Source organism: Anaerolineae bacterium, from assembly GCA_016931895.1.
Classification (GTDB): domain Bacteria; phylum Chloroflexota; class Anaerolineae; order 4572-78; family J111; genus JAFGNV01.
On sequence record JAFGDY010000007.1, the window covers coordinates 1 to 16,252 of the forward strand.

Annotated in this window: 11 protein-coding genes; 4 read left to right on the forward strand and 7 right to left on the reverse strand. The window is 55.6% G+C overall.

All coding sequences use genetic code 11. The features are described 5' to 3' along the window. The 3 genes from JW953_00405 to JW953_00415 form a co-directional block, all read right to left on the reverse strand. Nucleotides 1-318, reverse strand: a 318-nt coding sequence (locus JW953_00405; GenBank protein ID MBN1991134.1) for a hypothetical protein, incomplete at its 3' end; no start/stop codon positions are given. Nucleotides 319-338: 20 nt separating this feature from the next. Beyond that, nucleotides 339-2,090 (reverse strand): aldehyde dehydrogenase, encoded by a 1,752-nt coding sequence (locus JW953_00410; protein ID MBN1991135.1) that lies wholly within the window; start codon nucleotides 2,088-2,090, stop codon nucleotides 339-341. Nucleotides 2,091-2,236: 146 nt separating this feature from the next. Then, nucleotides 2,237-2,893, reverse strand: coding sequence for an FHA domain-containing protein (locus tag JW953_00415; protein ID MBN1991136.1), 657 nt, complete (start codon nucleotides 2,891-2,893; stop codon nucleotides 2,237-2,239). Between the two features lie 199 nt (nucleotides 2,894-3,092). Between JW953_00415 and JW953_00420 the strand changes: the two genes are divergently transcribed. Continuing rightward, nucleotides 3,093-4,079, forward strand: coding sequence for a serine/threonine protein kinase (locus JW953_00420; GenBank protein ID MBN1991137.1), 987 nt, complete (start codon nucleotides 3,093-3,095; stop codon nucleotides 4,077-4,079). 38 nt (nucleotides 4,080-4,117) lie between these two features. Here JW953_00420 and JW953_00425 read toward each other — a convergent pair whose 3' ends face one another. Beyond that, nucleotides 4,118-6,931, reverse strand: a complete 2,814-nt coding sequence (locus tag JW953_00425; GenBank protein MBN1991138.1) for a hypothetical protein — start codon at nucleotides 6,929-6,931, stop codon at nucleotides 4,118-4,120. A gap of 59 nt (nucleotides 6,932-6,990) precedes the next feature. Beyond that, complete coding sequence (locus JW953_00430) at nucleotides 6,991-7,218, reverse strand: hypothetical protein (protein MBN1991139.1); 228 nt, start codon at nucleotides 7,216-7,218, stop codon at nucleotides 6,991-6,993. A 365-nt stretch (nucleotides 7,219-7,583) separates the two neighbouring features. On the opposite strand from JW953_00430, the gene JW953_00435 reads away from it, so the two are divergent. The 3 genes from JW953_00435 to JW953_00445 are packed head-to-tail and all read left to right on the forward strand — an operon-like array spanning nucleotide 7,584 to nucleotide 10,893. Further along, nucleotides 7,584-8,615, forward strand: coding sequence for a FeoA domain-containing protein (locus JW953_00435; protein ID MBN1991140.1), 1,032 nt, complete (start codon nucleotides 7,584-7,586; stop codon nucleotides 8,613-8,615). After that, on the forward strand, nucleotides 8,615-9,460 hold the full coding sequence (locus JW953_00440; GenBank protein MBN1991141.1) for a 50S ribosome-binding GTPase: 846 nt from the start codon (nucleotides 8,615-8,617) through the stop codon (nucleotides 9,458-9,460). Before JW953_00435 ends, JW953_00440 begins: the two co-directional genes overlap by 1 nt. Next, nucleotides 9,457-10,893 carry a ferrous iron transporter B gene (locus tag JW953_00445; protein MBN1991142.1) on the forward strand — a complete coding sequence of 479 codons (1,437 nt, stop codon included), beginning with the start codon at nucleotides 9,457-9,459 and terminating at the stop codon, nucleotides 10,891-10,893. The genes JW953_00440 and JW953_00445 overlap by 4 nt, the downstream gene beginning before the upstream one ends. A gap of 1 nt (nucleotide 10,894) precedes the next feature. Here the strand turns inward: JW953_00445 and JW953_00450 are convergent, their stop codons facing one another. Then, nucleotides 10,895-14,815: a cyclic nucleotide-binding domain-containing protein gene (locus JW953_00450; GenBank protein ID MBN1991143.1), complete on the reverse strand. Its 3,921-nt coding sequence runs from the start codon at nucleotides 14,813-14,815 to the stop codon at nucleotides 10,895-10,897. Further along, nucleotides 14,812-16,185 carry a hypothetical protein gene (locus JW953_00455; protein ID MBN1991144.1) on the reverse strand — a complete coding sequence of 458 codons (1,374 nt, stop codon included), beginning with the start codon at nucleotides 16,183-16,185 and terminating at the stop codon, nucleotides 14,812-14,814. Before JW953_00455 ends, JW953_00450 begins: the two co-directional genes overlap by 4 nt. Between the last annotated feature and the right edge of the window lie 67 nt (nucleotides 16,186-16,252).

Genomic DNA, 16,252 nt, shown 5'->3' on the forward strand with positions numbered 1-16,252 from the left:
TGCCGTATAGAGCAACAGCCGCCCCAGCATCCGTTTGCGCATTTCCGGATTAAAAATAAAGGTGACGAGCCATAAAATCAAAAGGCTAACAACCAGGTAAAAACCCAACCTGCCAATATCTGGGGCGGGTGTTATTTCTTGGGCTTCTGCTTGTTCAATGGGCGTTTCGCCGGCCAACAGGTCTTTAAAGAGCCAAACCGGAAAAGGCTGGCTGGTCTCATGCAGGGTAGAACCGGACAGGCCTGCCGCCAAAAGTATCGTCGCCAGGGTGGTGATCCCTAAAAATAAGAACGGCCACAGTTTCACAGTCTTTGTCACGTTTTGTCTCGAATCCAAACCTAACCCCGCAGCGCCGACCAGAAGATACTCGGTAACTGCCAGGGAGAGGGGGATTTTTGAAACTTAATCAGTTTTGGGCCAAGCTCGTGGCCGGTTTTGTGCGTCACAAACCAGATGGGCGTGGGCCTAAAAATAAACGGCGCGCGAATAACCGACTTTTGGGGCCGGGAGAACATGAGGGTGTTATGCACCACGCCTATCCCCGACTGCACGTCGTAAATATCGTGGCCGGGAAAGCCGCCCCAGGTGGGCGTTACCAGGCCGTAGCCAACCACAGCCCATTGATTAATGGCCACCGTGCCATACCGCAGATTGGCCACCGCTCGTTCAACAGCGGCGGCAGTGGCCGGGTCTTTGAGCGAGGCCGGATGGACGATGAGGGTGGCGTTGAGCGTGCCCCAGAGACGATTGTTGGCAAATTCAACCGCCTGGTCTATGTAGGCCGGGATAGTGGGCGCGTCAAGAGCGGTTTCGGCAAAAACACTGCAAAAGGCTTCGGTGGTGAAGCAGATGTCATTTTGACTGTAGGGGTCAATATTGGCAATCAGGGTCCAGGGTAGTTTGCCGTCAATGGAGGGGCCAAACTGTTCGGCCTCGGGATGGGCGGAAAGAAAGGCCCGGTAACGTTCTGTTGCGCCGGTATAGTAAGCTGTACGCGCGGGAATTTGGCTGAGGCGCTGGCGGATTTTGTCTAAAAGTTGGTCTCGTTGGGGCCAGGCCCGCTGATTGATGATGACCCGCGTGGTGAGGCAATTGAAACCGGCGTTAACGGCCAGCATGGAGGCCAAGTGAGTGGCATGATAAATCAGATCGTTTTTAGACCAGGGACCCGGCACCACAATGGCCGGGCTGACGTTGCCCAGTTCGCCCGTAACTCGTTTGGTGAGCAGCGGCCGGCGTTCGGCTTTTCGTTTGGCCCCTGCCGGGCCGGCCCCAAAAACAATGGCCTCAAAGGTTTTGTCGGAGCCGGTCAGGTGAATCTCGTCAAGGCCGGGGTGATGGGCCAGGTAAGCGCCTTCAGTCGCGCCGCCGGTGACCACCTGTAAAAAACCACGCTCAATGAGGGCGCGGAAGGCCTCTTTAAACAGCGGGTCCAGGTAGGCATTGATGGGATTAGTTTTGTAAACCACCACCTGATTTTCCACAAAAAGTTTGTACAAAAAATCGGCGGGGCCAAGGCAGGAGTAATTTCCGGCTCCCAGGACCAGGGCCACTTTGCCTGTGCCATTTTTATGTTGATAAACCAGGGCCTGGGTTTGGGGCAGTTCTGCCGGGGTAAGGCCTGACTCCATCCACACTTCGGCGCTGATGCCGGGATAAAAGAGGCGGTCGTAAAGCGTTTGGGGAAACACCCGGGCCACTACCTGGCCGTTGGGCCGCACCGTAACCGGCCCGGGAATCCGGGGATGTCCATAGGTTTCAATGTCCAGCAAAGATTGTCGCAGCAGCCGCAGGTTTTGCAGCACCAGGTAAGGCCCGCCCAGCCACTCCTCAATAGCCGCCGGATGGTTTATAGAAATTCCTTTGGCCTCGCAGCACAGCGCAACCCACGGCTCGGCAATGGCTGCCAGGTGGTCAATGAGCGTATCTATAAGGTCAATCCGCTCCTGGACTCCAACTGCTACCCAGGCCTCCTTACGGGCCTGGAGTGTTTCTACGGCAGCATCCAGAGCCGGCTGGGATGGCGGCGGACTGGGCTGAATAACTTCAGAAAGGGGGGCTGATTTGGGCAATGTTGTAGCTAGAGACATAACTGTTTCCTTGTTCAGGAGTGATTATCTACCATTTCAATGAGCCGCTGTTTTTTCTTCAACGGTATCTGCATTTTAGGCTAGCATTGGGTAAATGAGCAAAATCGCAGAGAGGCAGATTGGGGTGAATCCAATTCCAATTTGGCCTAAACAATGCTATTATCCAATCTGAAACCATAACCCCGCACTGTCACAATAAAGTTGTGCTCCGGGTCTATCTCGGCCAGCCGCTGGCGTAAGCGGCGGACCAGGGCGTCAATGGCGTCGTCGGTTACGCCGGCGGGGTCTTCATCCGGCCAGGACGCTTCCACTACCTCGGCCCGACTGTAAACCTTGCCCGGTTTTTCCACCAGCAGCGCCAGCAATTGGTATTGCTGATTGCTGAGCGGGGGGCTGACCAACTGGCCGTGCACGTAAACTTGCCGTTCGGTTGGGTCAACGTGCAATCCCAGCCCTTTTTGGCCGGGCAAAGGCGCTGTGGCTTCGCTATCTACATAAAGCAGTTCCAGGCCGGGGGCCAGTTGAATTACATCGCCGTCGCTCAAGGGGTGGGGCTTAACCACCCGCTGTCCATTGATAAAAACCCCATTTTTACTGCCCGCGTCTTCCAGCACAAATTGCCCCCCCCGGCGATGCAGCACGGCGTGGGTGCGCGAAATCCAGCGCACCGGAATACTGACCGCGCAATCGGGCGAGCGGCCAATGCTGATGACCGCCTCGGTATCGTGCAAAATCCATTGGTCTTTAATAATATCCCCTTCCCGCCAAATCAAAAGCGCCTGTTCAGTTTGTAGATTTTTCATATTACCCTCCTGTTTGACAACTCCCGCTGAGTTGATAGATTTTTTGGGTAAGTCTACGTGCTTCTTGCCAACCTTGAATATCTTCAAAACGTTTGATTAAAGGCATTTCAGTTTCCTCGATAGCCGGATTTTCTTCTTGGTGAGAGATGAAATATAATATCTAAATACTCAATACCTGACACCTTTTACGGAGTATGCTTTGCCCACAAATCTCCAACCTGGCGACATATTACGCGAACGATATAAAATTGCCGGCTTGATTGGGGCCGGGGGGATGGGCGCGGTTTATCTGGCCGATGATACCCGGCTGGTGGGACGTCAATGCGCCATCAAAGAAACTCAACTCCTGCCGACCCTTAATGAGAGGGTCATTCAAGCTGCGCGCAAACAGTTTTACCAGGAAGCCTCAACCCTGGCCCGACTGGACCATCCCGGCCTGCCCAAAGTGAGCGATTTTTTCTCCATTGATGAACGTGATTACCTGGTGATGGACTTTGTGCCCGGCCAGGATTTATTGGAAATCGTTAACCGCGTTCGCCGCGAGGGCCGGTTTTTGGACCAAATCACTGTTTTAGATTGGGCCGACCAATTGAGCGATACTCTGGCCTATCTGCACTCGCGCCAGCCGCCGGTGCTGCATCGTGACCTCAAGCCGGCCAATGTTAAATTGACCCCGGACAATCGCCTCAAACTGGTTGATTTTGGCCTGGTCAAACCGCTCGACCCCGATGACCCCAGCACCCTGACCGGCCTGCAAGGCGCGGGCAGCCTGCCCTACGCCCCCCTGGAGCAGTATGTTGACCATTTGGGCCATACCGATGCCCGTTCCGACCTGTACGCCCTGGGGGCCACGCTCTACCACCTGTTATCCGGTATCCAACCGACCAGCGCCCAGGAACGTTTCCTGGCGCCGGAATCTCTGCCGCCGCTGCGAGAAGTCAATCCTGATATTTCGCCCGGCGTGGCCGACGCCATTGCTGCGGCGATGGCCCTTCATCCCAAAGATCGTCCTTCTTCCATAACGCATTGGCGGCAAATGTGCCGCAGTTCCATCTCTACTGCGCCGATGGACTCCAGCCAAACCTCCAATCGTAATTGGCCCCTGTTTGTGCGCGAAAACTGGTGGCTGATTGGCCTGGCGATTGTTTTGCTGGCGGCGTCGTGGTGGGTGACGTTTGCTCAATGAAGGATCAGGTGGCCACTTCAGGCTGAAGGAAAATTCTTTCAACGGCCAGCCCTTGACGTTTGCCGATCTTCTCCTTTACTACTCAACCCCGCCGCAGCCAGGCTAAAGACAAAAACCAGCCCCCCTACCGCCAGCCGGCCTGCCCATAAATCCGGTTCTGCCAAAAGCCACTCCTCCGGCCGCAGCCAGCCCAGCCCGTAAAGCAGATAGGCCAGCAGGCCGCCAATCAAGGCCCACAAAGCCACGCGCGCCTGGCGAGGCAGTGGTTTGTAAAATTGTTGGCCCAGCCAGAAACCTGCCAGCCCGGCCAGGACAATGGCGCTCAAGGCTAACAGAAAGTCAAGGCCATCCACTTGACGGATGGTGGGGGAGGCAGGTGGGAGGATCTCATCGGTAGGTGGCATGATCGGAGTAGACGTGGGCGTGGGGGTTGGGGTGTCGAGGGTGGGCGGGGGGGGGTCGGTTGCGGTGGCAGCGGGCGGCGCGGTGGTCTCGGTGGGGGCGGGCGTGGGCGGCGCAGCAATTATAATCGAGATACTCTCAGCGGCGATTGCCGATCCCGCCACGGCCACAATCTCAACCTCACCTGGCTCGGTCAGGGTGAGTCTGGCTTCGGCCAGGCCCGCCGAGGTGGATGCAATTTCGGCGGCAAGCTGACGCTCGCCCAGCAGCGCCTTGATTTCTACCGGCGTATCGTCCGGGACAGGGTTGCCGTTATGATCCTGGATAGGTCCCACTCGCACTCGCACCGACACGGGCGGTTTTCTGTTTTCCGGCAAAACCTCCAGCAGTTCTATGGCAATATTTTGGGTGGGATCGGGTGCCAGCACATCTACCAGTTCATAACCAATCCCTTCTACCGATACCGGCGCTGCGCCCGGCAGATCGGCCTCGCCAAAGAGGGCGCGCGCGGCCATTTCAAGGTGAGGCGTGATTTTGCTGTAAACGCCATAGTAGGCGGTCAGTTTGGTCACTTCGGTGGTGTCCAGGTAGTAAGGCGCGTTGAAGGCCAAAACCACGGTGGTTTTGTTTAGTAACGTGCCGCTTTCCTGGGCCAGAAAGAGCTTAAGGGCATCGGAATCGCTATAGCGGCTGGTATTCAAATCCAAAATGGCAAAAATCAGCCAATCAGCCTGCTGGATATGTTGGCGGACTTCCTCCGCCGACAATTGAATGAGTGGGTTTTCGGTAGGTTCTGCCGGCGCTTCGGGGGGGGCAATGGTTCCAGCCAGGGCCAGTTTCAGTTCTGAAAAGGTGATTGTTCTGATCTGTTCCGGCTGAATTTGGCCGGTTGCGTTTGGCCCGTACAGGCGCAAGATTGTCTCTTCAATGGCCGCGTGGGGAATGAACAATTCCTGGGGCTGGCAATTATCGGTAAAACACTCCCGCGCCAGGCGAGCGTCAACAATCACCAGGATATTTTCGCCAGGCCGCGGCGGTTGGGGCAGGCGCAAGCGCAGCTCGTCGGGGGAGGGGTAGAGTAGGGTCAAACTCTGCCGGGCGATGGTGTTGATGGGAGTTTGGGATTGTCCGGCGATTTGGAGGGCCTGGGTTGGATCGGTGTTGAGGGCGTCGAGATTGAGCTGCGGGTAGAGTTTGAGCTTGGTTTGCAAGATACGGGCCACTGCCGCGTCTACCTGGGCGGCAAAGGTGGGATTGCGGGCGTATTCGGTGCGGAAGAAAAAGATAGTGTCTTTGATATTAGCAAACTGATCGCTCCAGATGGATTTTAAATCGAATTGGACCAGGCTCAACACATCGTTTCCGGCCAGAAATGCTTCTTTGGCAATGCGGCGATGGGGAAAACTTTCCAGGGTGGGGTCAAAGTGTTTGCGTACGGCGGGCACGCCCAGGGCGTCGCTCACAATCAGCCCGCCTTCTTCATACCAGGGCGCAATTTCGGGCAGGCTGAGCAGGGTTTCCATGCCGGCGGCGTCAAAACTGATGGGCGCGGTGAACTGGCGGATGTCGCCCTGGAAGCCGCGATAACGAATATGGCTGGACATCAAAGCATCGGTTTGGCCCAGCAGGTCGTCTGGCAGAGCGGCAGTGACGTGGAAGAAGGGCGGCAACTCAATCCGACGCAATTCTTGCAACGACTTGTCTACTGTGGCCACCTCGTTATCGGGCAGGCGGTCGCTGCCGCCGTGGCCGGGAAAATGTTTGGCCACCGTGGCCAGGCGTCCCCGGCTACCCAGGTGCACCCCCCGAATGTAGGCCCGGCCCATCTGGCTCACCCAGTACGGGTCGCCCCCAAACACCCGGATGCCAATGTCGCCCTGGCCGGTAGGACGCGGGGCGTGCAAAACATCCAAGCTGGGGCCAAGCAGCAGGTTGACGCCCATCGCTGCTAACTCCTCGCCCACAATCTGGCCCACTGCTTCGGCATTGGCTGTGTCCCAGGTGGCCCCAATGGCCATTTGACCGGGGATAGGCGTTACCCCGCCGGTAACGCGGGTGTAGGGATAACCGTCGCCCTCGTGGTCAAGGGCCACAAAAAGAGGCAGGCCGTTGGTGTTAAAGGCGGTGGTTTTGAGGGCATTGGCCAGTTCGGCTATCTGGCGCGGGGCCGAGGCGTCGTTATTAAAGTTGCTGTTGGCGGTGAGCAAAATAACACCGCCCACTTTGTATTCGGTGATGAGCTTCCACACGTCAGTGTCCGGGTTGGCGCTGGCTCCCACAAAAGGCACCAGGAAGAGCTGCCCCACTTTGTCTTCCACCGACATCCGGCTCATGAGTTCGGCTACCTGGGCCTCGGTTGTTTGGGCGCGGGCGGCAGGAGCCGCAGCCGGCAGGGCCTGGAGCAGGCAAAGAATGGCAAAAATCAGGATTATCTGTTTGGCAGTCTGCATACCCCCATGATACTCCAAGCCGGTCTGTGCGCCAAATAAGTGGTCGGTTGGGAGAGAGGTCAGGGGCCGGGAAAGATTTGCCGCTCAAACCCCGATTCCTGTTCTGTGCTTCCCGTTAACGTGGGCAGCACCTGAGCGCCTGGACGGCTGGTCGCATTGCTAAAAATAGTTATCCCCGAACCGGCCAGCATGAGCAGGAGCAGGGCGGTTAAAACCAGCCGCCACAAAACAGATTGCCAGGTTAATGGCATGCTGGCCAAGGAGGGTTGGTTTAGGTTGTTAACCATGAGCGGACTCTTTTGGAAATTATCCTGAGATTAATTTGAAGCCGACACTTTCCGTAAAGATGATAACCATGTCATTTCGACCGAAGGGAGAAATCTCCTGAAAACCGTACCGTATCGGCGGTTGACGCAAATCTTCTTCATGGAAGAATCCTACCATACCCTGCCAGATTCTTCCGGCCCCCAAACCCATATCAGGCTGACGATCCGGCTGACGGTTGGGCGACGGCTAAACGTCGGGTTTGTTTGAGTCGGGCAATACCCCTTGACAGTTTTGGAAACAGTGGTATAATAAACTACAAATTTAGTCTAGGCTAAATTTTTATTTAGTCTTAAATAATTTTTTTGATAAATGAGGATAAAAACCAATGTATGACCCATTAATTTATCTCCTGATCGCTGCCCTTTTGGCCGGAGCCGGCTGGTTGCTCTTTTGGCCGGAGCGTGGCTTCTTCTGGCGCTGGCAGCGAGCGCAGAAAATGACCGAACGGGTGCTGCGCGAAGATGCGCTCAAGCACCTGCATAAATGCGAGCGGCATCATCGCCAGGCTACGGTGCAAAGCATTGCCGGAGACCTGCAAATTACCGTTGACCAGGCCGCTAACGTGCTGGCCACCATGCAAGCGCATGAATTATTACGCCTGGAGGGAGACGAGATTCATCTCACCCCCCAAGGACGGGATTATGCTCTGCATATCTTGCGGGCGCATCGTTTGTGGGAACGTTATTTGGCCGATGAAACCGGCTTTGCCGAAGCCGAGTGGCACGGCCAGGCCGATTTTTACGAACATACCCTGTCGCCGGACGCGGCCGATGCTTTGGCCGCCCAGTTGGGACATCCCATTTACGACCCGCACGGCGACCCCATCCCCGCGCCCGGCGGCGAGTTGGTGTTGCCCGAAAGCCAACCCCTGACCGCTCTGAGTGTTGACGAGCAGGCCCGGATTGTTCACCTGGAAGATGAACCGGAAGCCGTTTATGCCCAACTGGTGGCCGAAGGACTTCATCCCGGCCAGGAAATCCGCCTGCTGGAGCAATCGCCGCGGCGGGTGCGGTTTTGGGCCGGGGGCGATGAACACGTGCTGGCCCCGGTTGTGGCGGCCAATATTTCGGTGAGAGCATTGCCCCAAGAGCCGGTGATTGAAGAATGTTGCCCCGAACGCCTGAGCGCGCTCAAACCCGGTGAGCAGGCCCGCGTATTGGATATTTCCCAGGCTTGCCGCGGGTTGGAACGGCGTCGTTTTCTGGACCTCGGCATCCTGCCCGGCACGCTTGTTGAGGCCGAGTTCGCCAGCCCCGGCGGCGACCCCACCGCTTACCGCGTGCGCGGCGCCCTTGTTGCTTTGCGTCAAGGGCAAGCTGAGATGATCAATATTACCCGCCGGCAGGAGGTGGCCTGATGAACGTCAATATACCCAAACCTTCAGCTACGGCTTGCGAAACTTGCCCGGTCCACCACGCCGCCAATTTGCATAAACTGGGGGTGAACATGGATGATTGGGATTTTGTAGTGGCCCTGGCCGGTAATCCCAATACGGGCAAAAGCACGGTGTTTAATGCCTTAACCGGCCTGCGCCAGCATACGGGCAATTGGCCGGGCAAAACAGTGGGTCGAGCCGAAGGCGGTTTTGTGTATGGCGACCATCGTTATAAGTTGGTTGACCTGCCCGGAACCTACTCTTTGCTCTCAACCAGCGTTGACGAGGAAATTGCCCGCGACTTCATCCTTTTTGGCCGGCCGGATGTAACCGTGGTGGTGGTGGATGCCACGCGCCTGGAACGAAATTTGAACCTGGTTTTGCAAGTTCTGGAAATCACCGACCGGGCCGTGGTTTGTTTAAACTTGATGGATGAAGCCCGGCGGCATAAATTGCAAGTTGACGAACGTCGCCTGGCCCGCGATCTGGGCGTGCCGGTGGTACCTACGGCGGCGCGTTACAACAAAGGATTGCCCAACTTGCTGCAAGCAATGAGTGAGGTGGCAACCGGCCGGTTTGTGTGCCGGCCGCACCGCATCAAAAACGAGCCGTCGGCCTTAAAGCAGGCGGTGGCCGCGTTAGTGGCCCAAATTGAAGCCCTTCATCCCAATTTGCCCAATGCGCGGTGGGTGGCCCTGCGCCTGCTTGATGGCGACCCCCGTATTGCCGAAGCCTTGCGCAAAGGCGAATTGGGCGACCTGAGTCGCGGTCAACCTGACCAAGCCGAAGGAGCTAATTTGACCTTAACCTTGGAGGCAGCCTCATGAGTGGAGTTAAACAAGCTACTGCTAAAGACATTCTTAATACCGCCGAGTCGCTCCGCTGGCAGATTGGGGGCAATATTCACGAACATTTAGTCGAGGCCATTTACACCGATGCCGCCCAGATTGCCGACCGCGCCGTTACCCGCCCCGACACGCCGCCCCGCTTTGACCTGGATCGGGCCATTGACTGGCTGGTGACCAGCCGGTTATGGGGATTTCCGTTGATGCTGCTGTTGTTTACCCTGGTTTTCTGGCTAACCATTGAGGGGGCCAATTATCCTTCTCAATTTTTGGCCTGGATTCTGCTTGACACGGTTCACCCGGTTTTAAAGAATCTGGCGGCCACAATAGGTGTGCCCTGGTGGTTGGACGGCCTGCTCCTGGATGGCATGTACCTGGCCACGGCTTGGGTGGTTAGCGTGATGCTGCCGCCGATGGCTATTTTCTTTCCCCTGTTCACCCTGCTGGAAGATTTTGGCTATTTGCCGCGGGTGGCCTTTAACCTGGATAATGTTTTTAAAAAATCTGGGGCGCACGGCAAGCAGGCCCTGAGCATGATGATGGGTTTTGGCTGCAATGCGGCCGGAGTTATTGCTACCCGCGTGATTGACAGCCCGCGCGAACGGCTCATTGCCATCATCACCAATAATTTTGCCCTGTGTAACGGGCGCTGGCCCACCCAAATCCTCATCGCTACCATTTTTATTGGGGCGCTGGTTCCGGCCTATTTGGGCGGGCTGATTTCGGCCCTGGCAGTGGTGGGGATTGCGGTTTTGGGGGTATTGTTGACCTTTGTGGTGTCGTGGGCGCTCTCGCGGACCTGGCTGCGGGGTGAAGCGTCAACCTTTAGCCTTGAGTTGCCGCCCTACCGCCCGCCGCGTATCTGGCAAACTATCTACACCTCTCTGATTGACCGCACCATGTTTGTGCTGTGGCGGGCCATTGTTTTTGCCCTGCCGGCCGGGGCGGTCATCTGGCTCATTGCCAATATTCATCTGGGGGGGAGCAGCGTTACCGAATACCTGATTGACTTTCTCAATCCCCTGGGTTTTTTGATTGGCTTGAACGGGGTGATTTTGGTGGCCTACATTGTGGCTATCCCGGCCAACGAAATTGTTATTCCCACCGTGTTGATGCTCACGGTGCTGACCGCCGGTCTCAAGGATGTTGGCGCCGGCGCAGGGGTGATGTTTGAGCTTGAATCCAAGGCCGGGGTGATGGCCATTTTTAGCGCAGGGGGGTGGACGTTGCTGACCGCCGTCAACTTGATGTTATTTAGCCTGATTCATAATCCCTGCAGCACCACCATTTATACCATCTATAGGGAAACCGGCAGCGGAAAATGGACGACTGTGGCGGCTTTGCTGCCCCTGGCGATGGGTTTTATAGTGACCTTTGTAGTGGCTCAGGTTTGGCGGCTGGTAGCCGGGGGGTAATTTATTTTTGACGGATAACGCGGTACGCTTCTAGCTCAACTCCTACCTTCTTTTTGATATAGATCGGGTCAAGGGGTTCGGTCAAAAAGGCGTCACCGACCAGTTCGCGGGTATAAGTGTCAAGGTAAATTTCGCTTTCGTTGCGCCCTTTAATGGCCATTTTGCTCAATTTGCTAGACATATTGACGGCCGGGCCAACCATAGTTGTTTCAGAACCAACCGTGCCGGTTTTGACCTTGCCGGTGCTGATGCCAATCCCCATGCCGGTGTTGGCAAATTCTGGGCTTTCGCCTTTCCAGCGGTCGCGCAGGCCAGAATAGGCCTCGCGCATTCTGAGAGCCGCCATTAAAGCCGATTTGGTGGCGGTGATTTGATCATCATTACTGTGTTGGCCGGGCGTGTTGCCAAATACCCCCATCACGCTATCGCCCAGGCTTTTATCTATGGCGCCACCGGATTGAACGATGATGGCCGACATAGTGAGCAGATATTCGTCCAGAAAAGCCACCATTAGCTCCGGGCCGATGGAATGGGTGAGAAAGGTGGAGCCGTGAATGTCGCCCATCACTACGGTTACTTTATCCTGGTGGGTCAGTTCGGCAATGTAGCCGGGGTCGTAGTAACGGTCCAGGGCGGCGCGACGGCCAATCTGGCGGTCGTGCAGCAGGCGCAGGTCCGAGGTTTCGGCCAGGCTGTGGGCAATAGAAGGATATTTCTGCACCACCATGTCAAAATCTTCGCGGCTGATGGCTAACAGGCGGGTGGGGGTAACGGTGCGGATGGTGGCCGTGCGAGGGACGGCCCGCAGCAGGGCAATCTCGCCAAAAAAGTCACCCGGCCCTAACCGATTGATGACGCCCACGGATTGTTCCCTCATATCCGGGGCCAGCACTTCCACTTCGCCCATTTCGATAACGTAGAAGGTGTCGCCCATTTCACCCATGTGGAAAACAATTTGCCCGGCCCCATACTCGGCCACCTTAATGCGATTGGCCAGCAAAACGCTCTGTTCCAGCGTCATTTTGCTGAGGATGGGAATATTTTCCAGCACCCGGACCACGCCCGTGGCCAGCGCCTTTTCTAAAATGGAGAGCTGGGTTCTGGCTTCGGAATAATCGGGTTTTAGCTTTAGGGCCGAGCGGAAAGACTCGCGGGCCGGTTCGTAGTCGCGCAGAATCTTTTGAATAGTGCCTAGGTTATAAAAGTGGTGCGCGTTGGCCGGTTCAAGCTGGGTGGTGGCCTTAAAAACGGTCAAGGCTTCAACATATTTACCCTGGTCGTGGTAAGTGATGCCCAGTTGGTTATAGGCGTCCACAAAATCGGAGCGCAGCCGGATGGCTTCTTCCAGGTGCACAATGGCCCGTTCGTATTGGTCCACCTGGCGGTAGAGCGAGCCGAGTTCATACTGAATTTCGGCGGAGCCGGGATTTTCTTGGGCCGCCATGTGCAGGTAAGCGAGCGCTTCGGGATAACGGCCCAGTTGGCGGCAGGCCAGGCCCACACTGAAGAGCAGGGCAAAATGCTGCTGTAGCGGCAGGCAGCGCTCAAAGCTTTGCAGGGTCAGGGTAATATCTTCGCCGGAGTTGGCCAAACATTGCGCCGCTAACCAGATGCGGGCGTAATCATTATTTTCCCCCAAGATATTTGAGTAGAGGCCGGCTTTATCGTGGGCAATGCCATAGAGCAGGATGATGGTGCCCTGCCAGCGGCGGCGGCTTTCGGGGGTATTAACCCGAATCTCTATATCCTGTTCCTGATCGCGTTGGGCCAGGGCGGCAAAAAATTCCTGATAAGTTTGGTGGGCAAACTCTATCCAGGCCCGGTCGTCGGGGTGGCGAATCAAGCCGCTGTGTTTGATCTCTTCATCAACGTCTTCTGAGGTGATGTATTGCACCTCAACCCGTTCGCCGGGCGTGGACCTGGCCCGATATTGGACCAATTCTTGCGAGATAAGATCCGCCCACCGGCTGCGCGGAAAGGCCCAAACCTCTTCTTCTTGCATGGCCAGGCCCAGTTTAGCCAGCACGTTGCGGCGCAAGCGCAGCGGCACCTGGGATTTGGAGCGGCCAAAAATTTTCCACCATTCGCTGTCGGTTCGTTCCAGCAGGTTGTCGGTAAATACTTCAAAAAGGATTCCCCGGTTTTTGGGCAAGGCTTCGTCGCTGTTTTTGGCAATTTGAGCAAACATGTAAAGGGCCAGGGGAGTTTGGGCCAGGTCTTCCAGTTGGGGGTCGCTGTAAATTTCTTTGGCCACTTTGCGGCCCTGTTCGGCGCGCAAATAGTTTACCAAAAAGGCTTCAATATCTTCTCCGGCCAGCCGTTGTAACATGGCGGTGCGAAAACCCTGTAAAGAGGTGTAGTCTTGCAAGCGACAGGAAAGAACAAAGTGGTATTGGGCGTATTTACGGATAAAGTGATTCAATACCGGGCGGGTATTGTGTTGAAACGGCATTTCGTTGAGGCCGTCCATTAGAAAGAGGATGGAATGGATGGAACTGTGGGTAGGGTCCTGGCCGGTCAGCAGCACTTCAATATCGGCCTCGGTTTCAAACTCGTAAATTTCATAACTGCGAAAAACATTGAGGATGAGGCTTTCAATGGACTTGCCGGGATTGAGGGCGTTAAGTTTAATGTAAATTGGCAGAACAATCGGTTCCGGCGAGGTGCTCAGGATGTGTTCGGCCTGTTCGGCCATATCCAGCGTGAGCCGGCGCAAGACGGTGGTTTTTCCGGCGCCGGCGTCGCCCAGGATCACGGTGCGGTAATCGCGGGCAATCAAATCGCGGACATCGGTGGGGGTTTCTGGGGTAAGGCTGGAGCCTTCTTGGGCAAAACGGCGCAGGGGGGAAATAAATTCTTGCGGGTCGTGGGCGCGAGCTTCCAGGCGGCGTTGGGCAATTTCGGTGATAATATCCAGCACGGTCGGCGCTTTTTGGTTGATGAGGTTGAGCGAGCCGGGGGTAAAGGCCACAAATTTACACGGCTGGATGGTGCGCACCGTAGCGGTGCGAGGCACTTTTTTGATCAGGGCAATCTCGCCAAAAAAGTCGCCCTTACCCAATTTTGAAACAACCATTTCGTTGCCCAGGGCATCGGGCACCAAAACTTCCACCTCGCCGCTGACAATCACGTAACATTTATCGCCGTGGTCGCCCCGCTTAAATATAATTTGATTGGCGGCATGAGGTTCGGCGTGGGGGAAGAGGGGGGCCAGTTGGCGCAGTTCGTCGTAGGTGAGGGTGTGGCGTGGGGGGAAGGGGGTGATGGTTTCGGTGGCGCGTTTGGCCTTGAGCGGTAAATACAAATCTTTCCAGATGGCGTAATCCGGGTCTTCGATGATGCGGCGCAAATAGCGGCGGATGGGCGGCAAATTGCTGTAGGGGTCGGTGGACTCGAGGGCTTCTTTGCCGTTGGCGCCCGGTTGGGCCGGGGCAAAGCTAAAAAAGTGCTCTTTCCAACTCCAGAAGTCTGGGGCGTTCCGGGCCATTTGGGTTACAAAACCAGACGTGCCCCAGATGACCACCGGCTGGGCGATCATGGTCAGCCGGTCGCGCAAAAAGTTGAGCAATCTGATAAACCTGTCCCGCTGTTCGGTATTGAATTTTTCTATGCCGTACACAAAGATGACAATAGATTTATATTTGCCGGTCAGTTCCAGGTTTTTGAAGCGGGAGTGGTCGGTGAGTTCGGTCAGGCTGCGCACCAGGTTTGTATCTCGCACCCCCACTTCAAAATTAAAAAGGTAGATGCCTTCGGCGTCCAGCCGGCGGCGGAAGTAATCCAGCAAGCGGGCGCGCAGGCTCAGGTCGTCGCACTCGGCCACGGCCAGGCCGCCCATATTGCTCATGCGCAGCATGGCCAGCAACATTCTAATTTCGTCGGGAAAACGAGAGGTAAATTCGTCCACCTCTGGCGAGATCATTCTAACTCCTTGACAAACTGATCATGGCCATTGGGCACCAAGAGGGTATTGCGGTATTCTATTTCCCATTCTTGTAAAAGTTCAGTGACTACGGGATGCACGTCAAACCAGCCTTTGCCGTTAGGATAGTATAACACGCATAACGATTCCAGGTGGCGCATATTCACATCGGCCCGGCTTTTGGTTTGTTTTACCCGGCGCAGCCATTGATAGTCTTCGTGTTCCAGCATGCGGTAATATTCGCTTTTGAGTTTATTTTTTTGAAACTGTAGCACATTGTGGGTGATTTGGCTAACGCCGTATTCTTCACAATAAACGCTGCATCCCCGCACCACCCGGATCAGTTCGCGCAAAATGCCGCCGGTCATTTGAATGGCAGTTTCCACCACGCCTTTGTCAAAGAGTTGGGGATGGACGCGGCGATAGATGATCTCGCGCAGGGTGTTCACGTCGGGCGAGCCGGTTGGTTCGGGCGCGCCGCCTTTGGTATGCACGCGAAACATGGGCATGTAGTGAACTTCCAGAAACTGGCCGATGTGTTTTGAGGCCGCGTCGTACAACAAAGAAATAGGGGCGGTGTAGATGGCGAAACAATCGAATGAGGCCAGGCTTTTAACGTGTTCTCTGAAAATGTTGAGCGCCGTATCAAGCGGCTGAATTTTGTCCAGGTCGTCAATGATCAGCAGAATGTTTTTGCCGGTTACGGCAGAAACTTCGTAAATAATTTGGTTGATCAGGTTGATCAACTCTGGCACGTATTTGCGGATGCGCGTCCGAATTCCTTCGCGCACTTCACCTTCGCTTTTCAAACGCACGTCAATCAGGCGGATAAGACTGCCCAGGCCAAGTTCAAAGTCAAGGCCGGGATCGGTAAAGGGGATTGGGGAGGGCGTGGCGGGGCCGGGTTGGTAGAGCCAATCGTAGACCCGCCGGGCGGCGGAATCGTCAACCACGTAGCCCAGGCGTTCCATTTCTTTGTAGATGCCCAGAATGATAGAGAGGGCAATATCTACAAATTCAATGTTATAAAGCCCCACCACCTCGCTTACGGAGTATTGAATGGGTAAAAAATTTTGCCGCAAAAATTCCGCGCGACCAACGCCGGTTTCAATGAGATTGGCCAACCGAAAGAGTTCGGTGCTTTTGCCACAGCCGGTGTGGCCCACAAACAGGAATTTGGTGTTATTGGGGGGAGCAGTTCTGGCCCCGGCTTCCAACTCGCCCATCAGCGACTTTAATTCCGAGTGAAAGCCACGATTAACGTAAAAACGCTCCATATCTTTGCCCTTGAGCGGGCGTAGATAGTTGGTATTCGCATAGGCATCAATAAAACTTTGGGCCGCGCCTGGATATTGTTCAACATCTGGCATAACTGACTCCTGAAAAAGATGATGCTTGGTGAATGGCCAAAACAATCATTAATCTTATGTTAAAAAA

What these genes read in the sequence shown, in the direction of transcription:
- JW953_00410 (MBN1991135.1), bottom strand. Translation starts at nt 2,090, where the DNA reads ATGTCTCTAGCTACAACATTGCCCAAATCAGCCCCCCTTTCTGAAGTT.
- JW953_00415 (MBN1991136.1), bottom strand. Translation starts at nt 2,893, where the DNA reads ATGAAAAATCTACAAACTGAACAGGCGCTTTTGATTTGGCGGGAAGGG.
- JW953_00425 (MBN1991138.1), bottom strand. Translation starts at nt 6,931, where the DNA reads ATGCAGACTGCCAAACAGATAATCCTGATTTTTGCCATTCTTTGCCTG.
- JW953_00430 (MBN1991139.1), bottom strand. Translation starts at nt 7,218, where the DNA reads ATGGTTAACAACCTAAACCAACCCTCCTTGGCCAGCATGCCATTAACC.
- JW953_00435 (MBN1991140.1), top strand. Translation starts at nt 7,584, where the DNA reads ATGTATGACCCATTAATTTATCTCCTGATCGCTGCCCTTTTGGCCGGA.
- JW953_00440 (MBN1991141.1), top strand. Translation starts at nt 8,615, where the DNA reads ATGAACGTCAATATACCCAAACCTTCAGCTACGGCTTGCGAAACTTGC.
- JW953_00445 (MBN1991142.1), top strand. Translation starts at nt 9,457, where the DNA reads ATGAGTGGAGTTAAACAAGCTACTGCTAAAGACATTCTTAATACCGCC.
- JW953_00450 (MBN1991143.1), bottom strand. Translation starts at nt 14,815, where the DNA reads ATGATCTCGCCAGAGGTGGACGAATTTACCTCTCGTTTTCCCGACGAA.
- JW953_00455 (MBN1991144.1), bottom strand. Translation starts at nt 16,185, where the DNA reads ATGCCAGATGTTGAACAATATCCAGGCGCGGCCCAAAGTTTTATTGAT.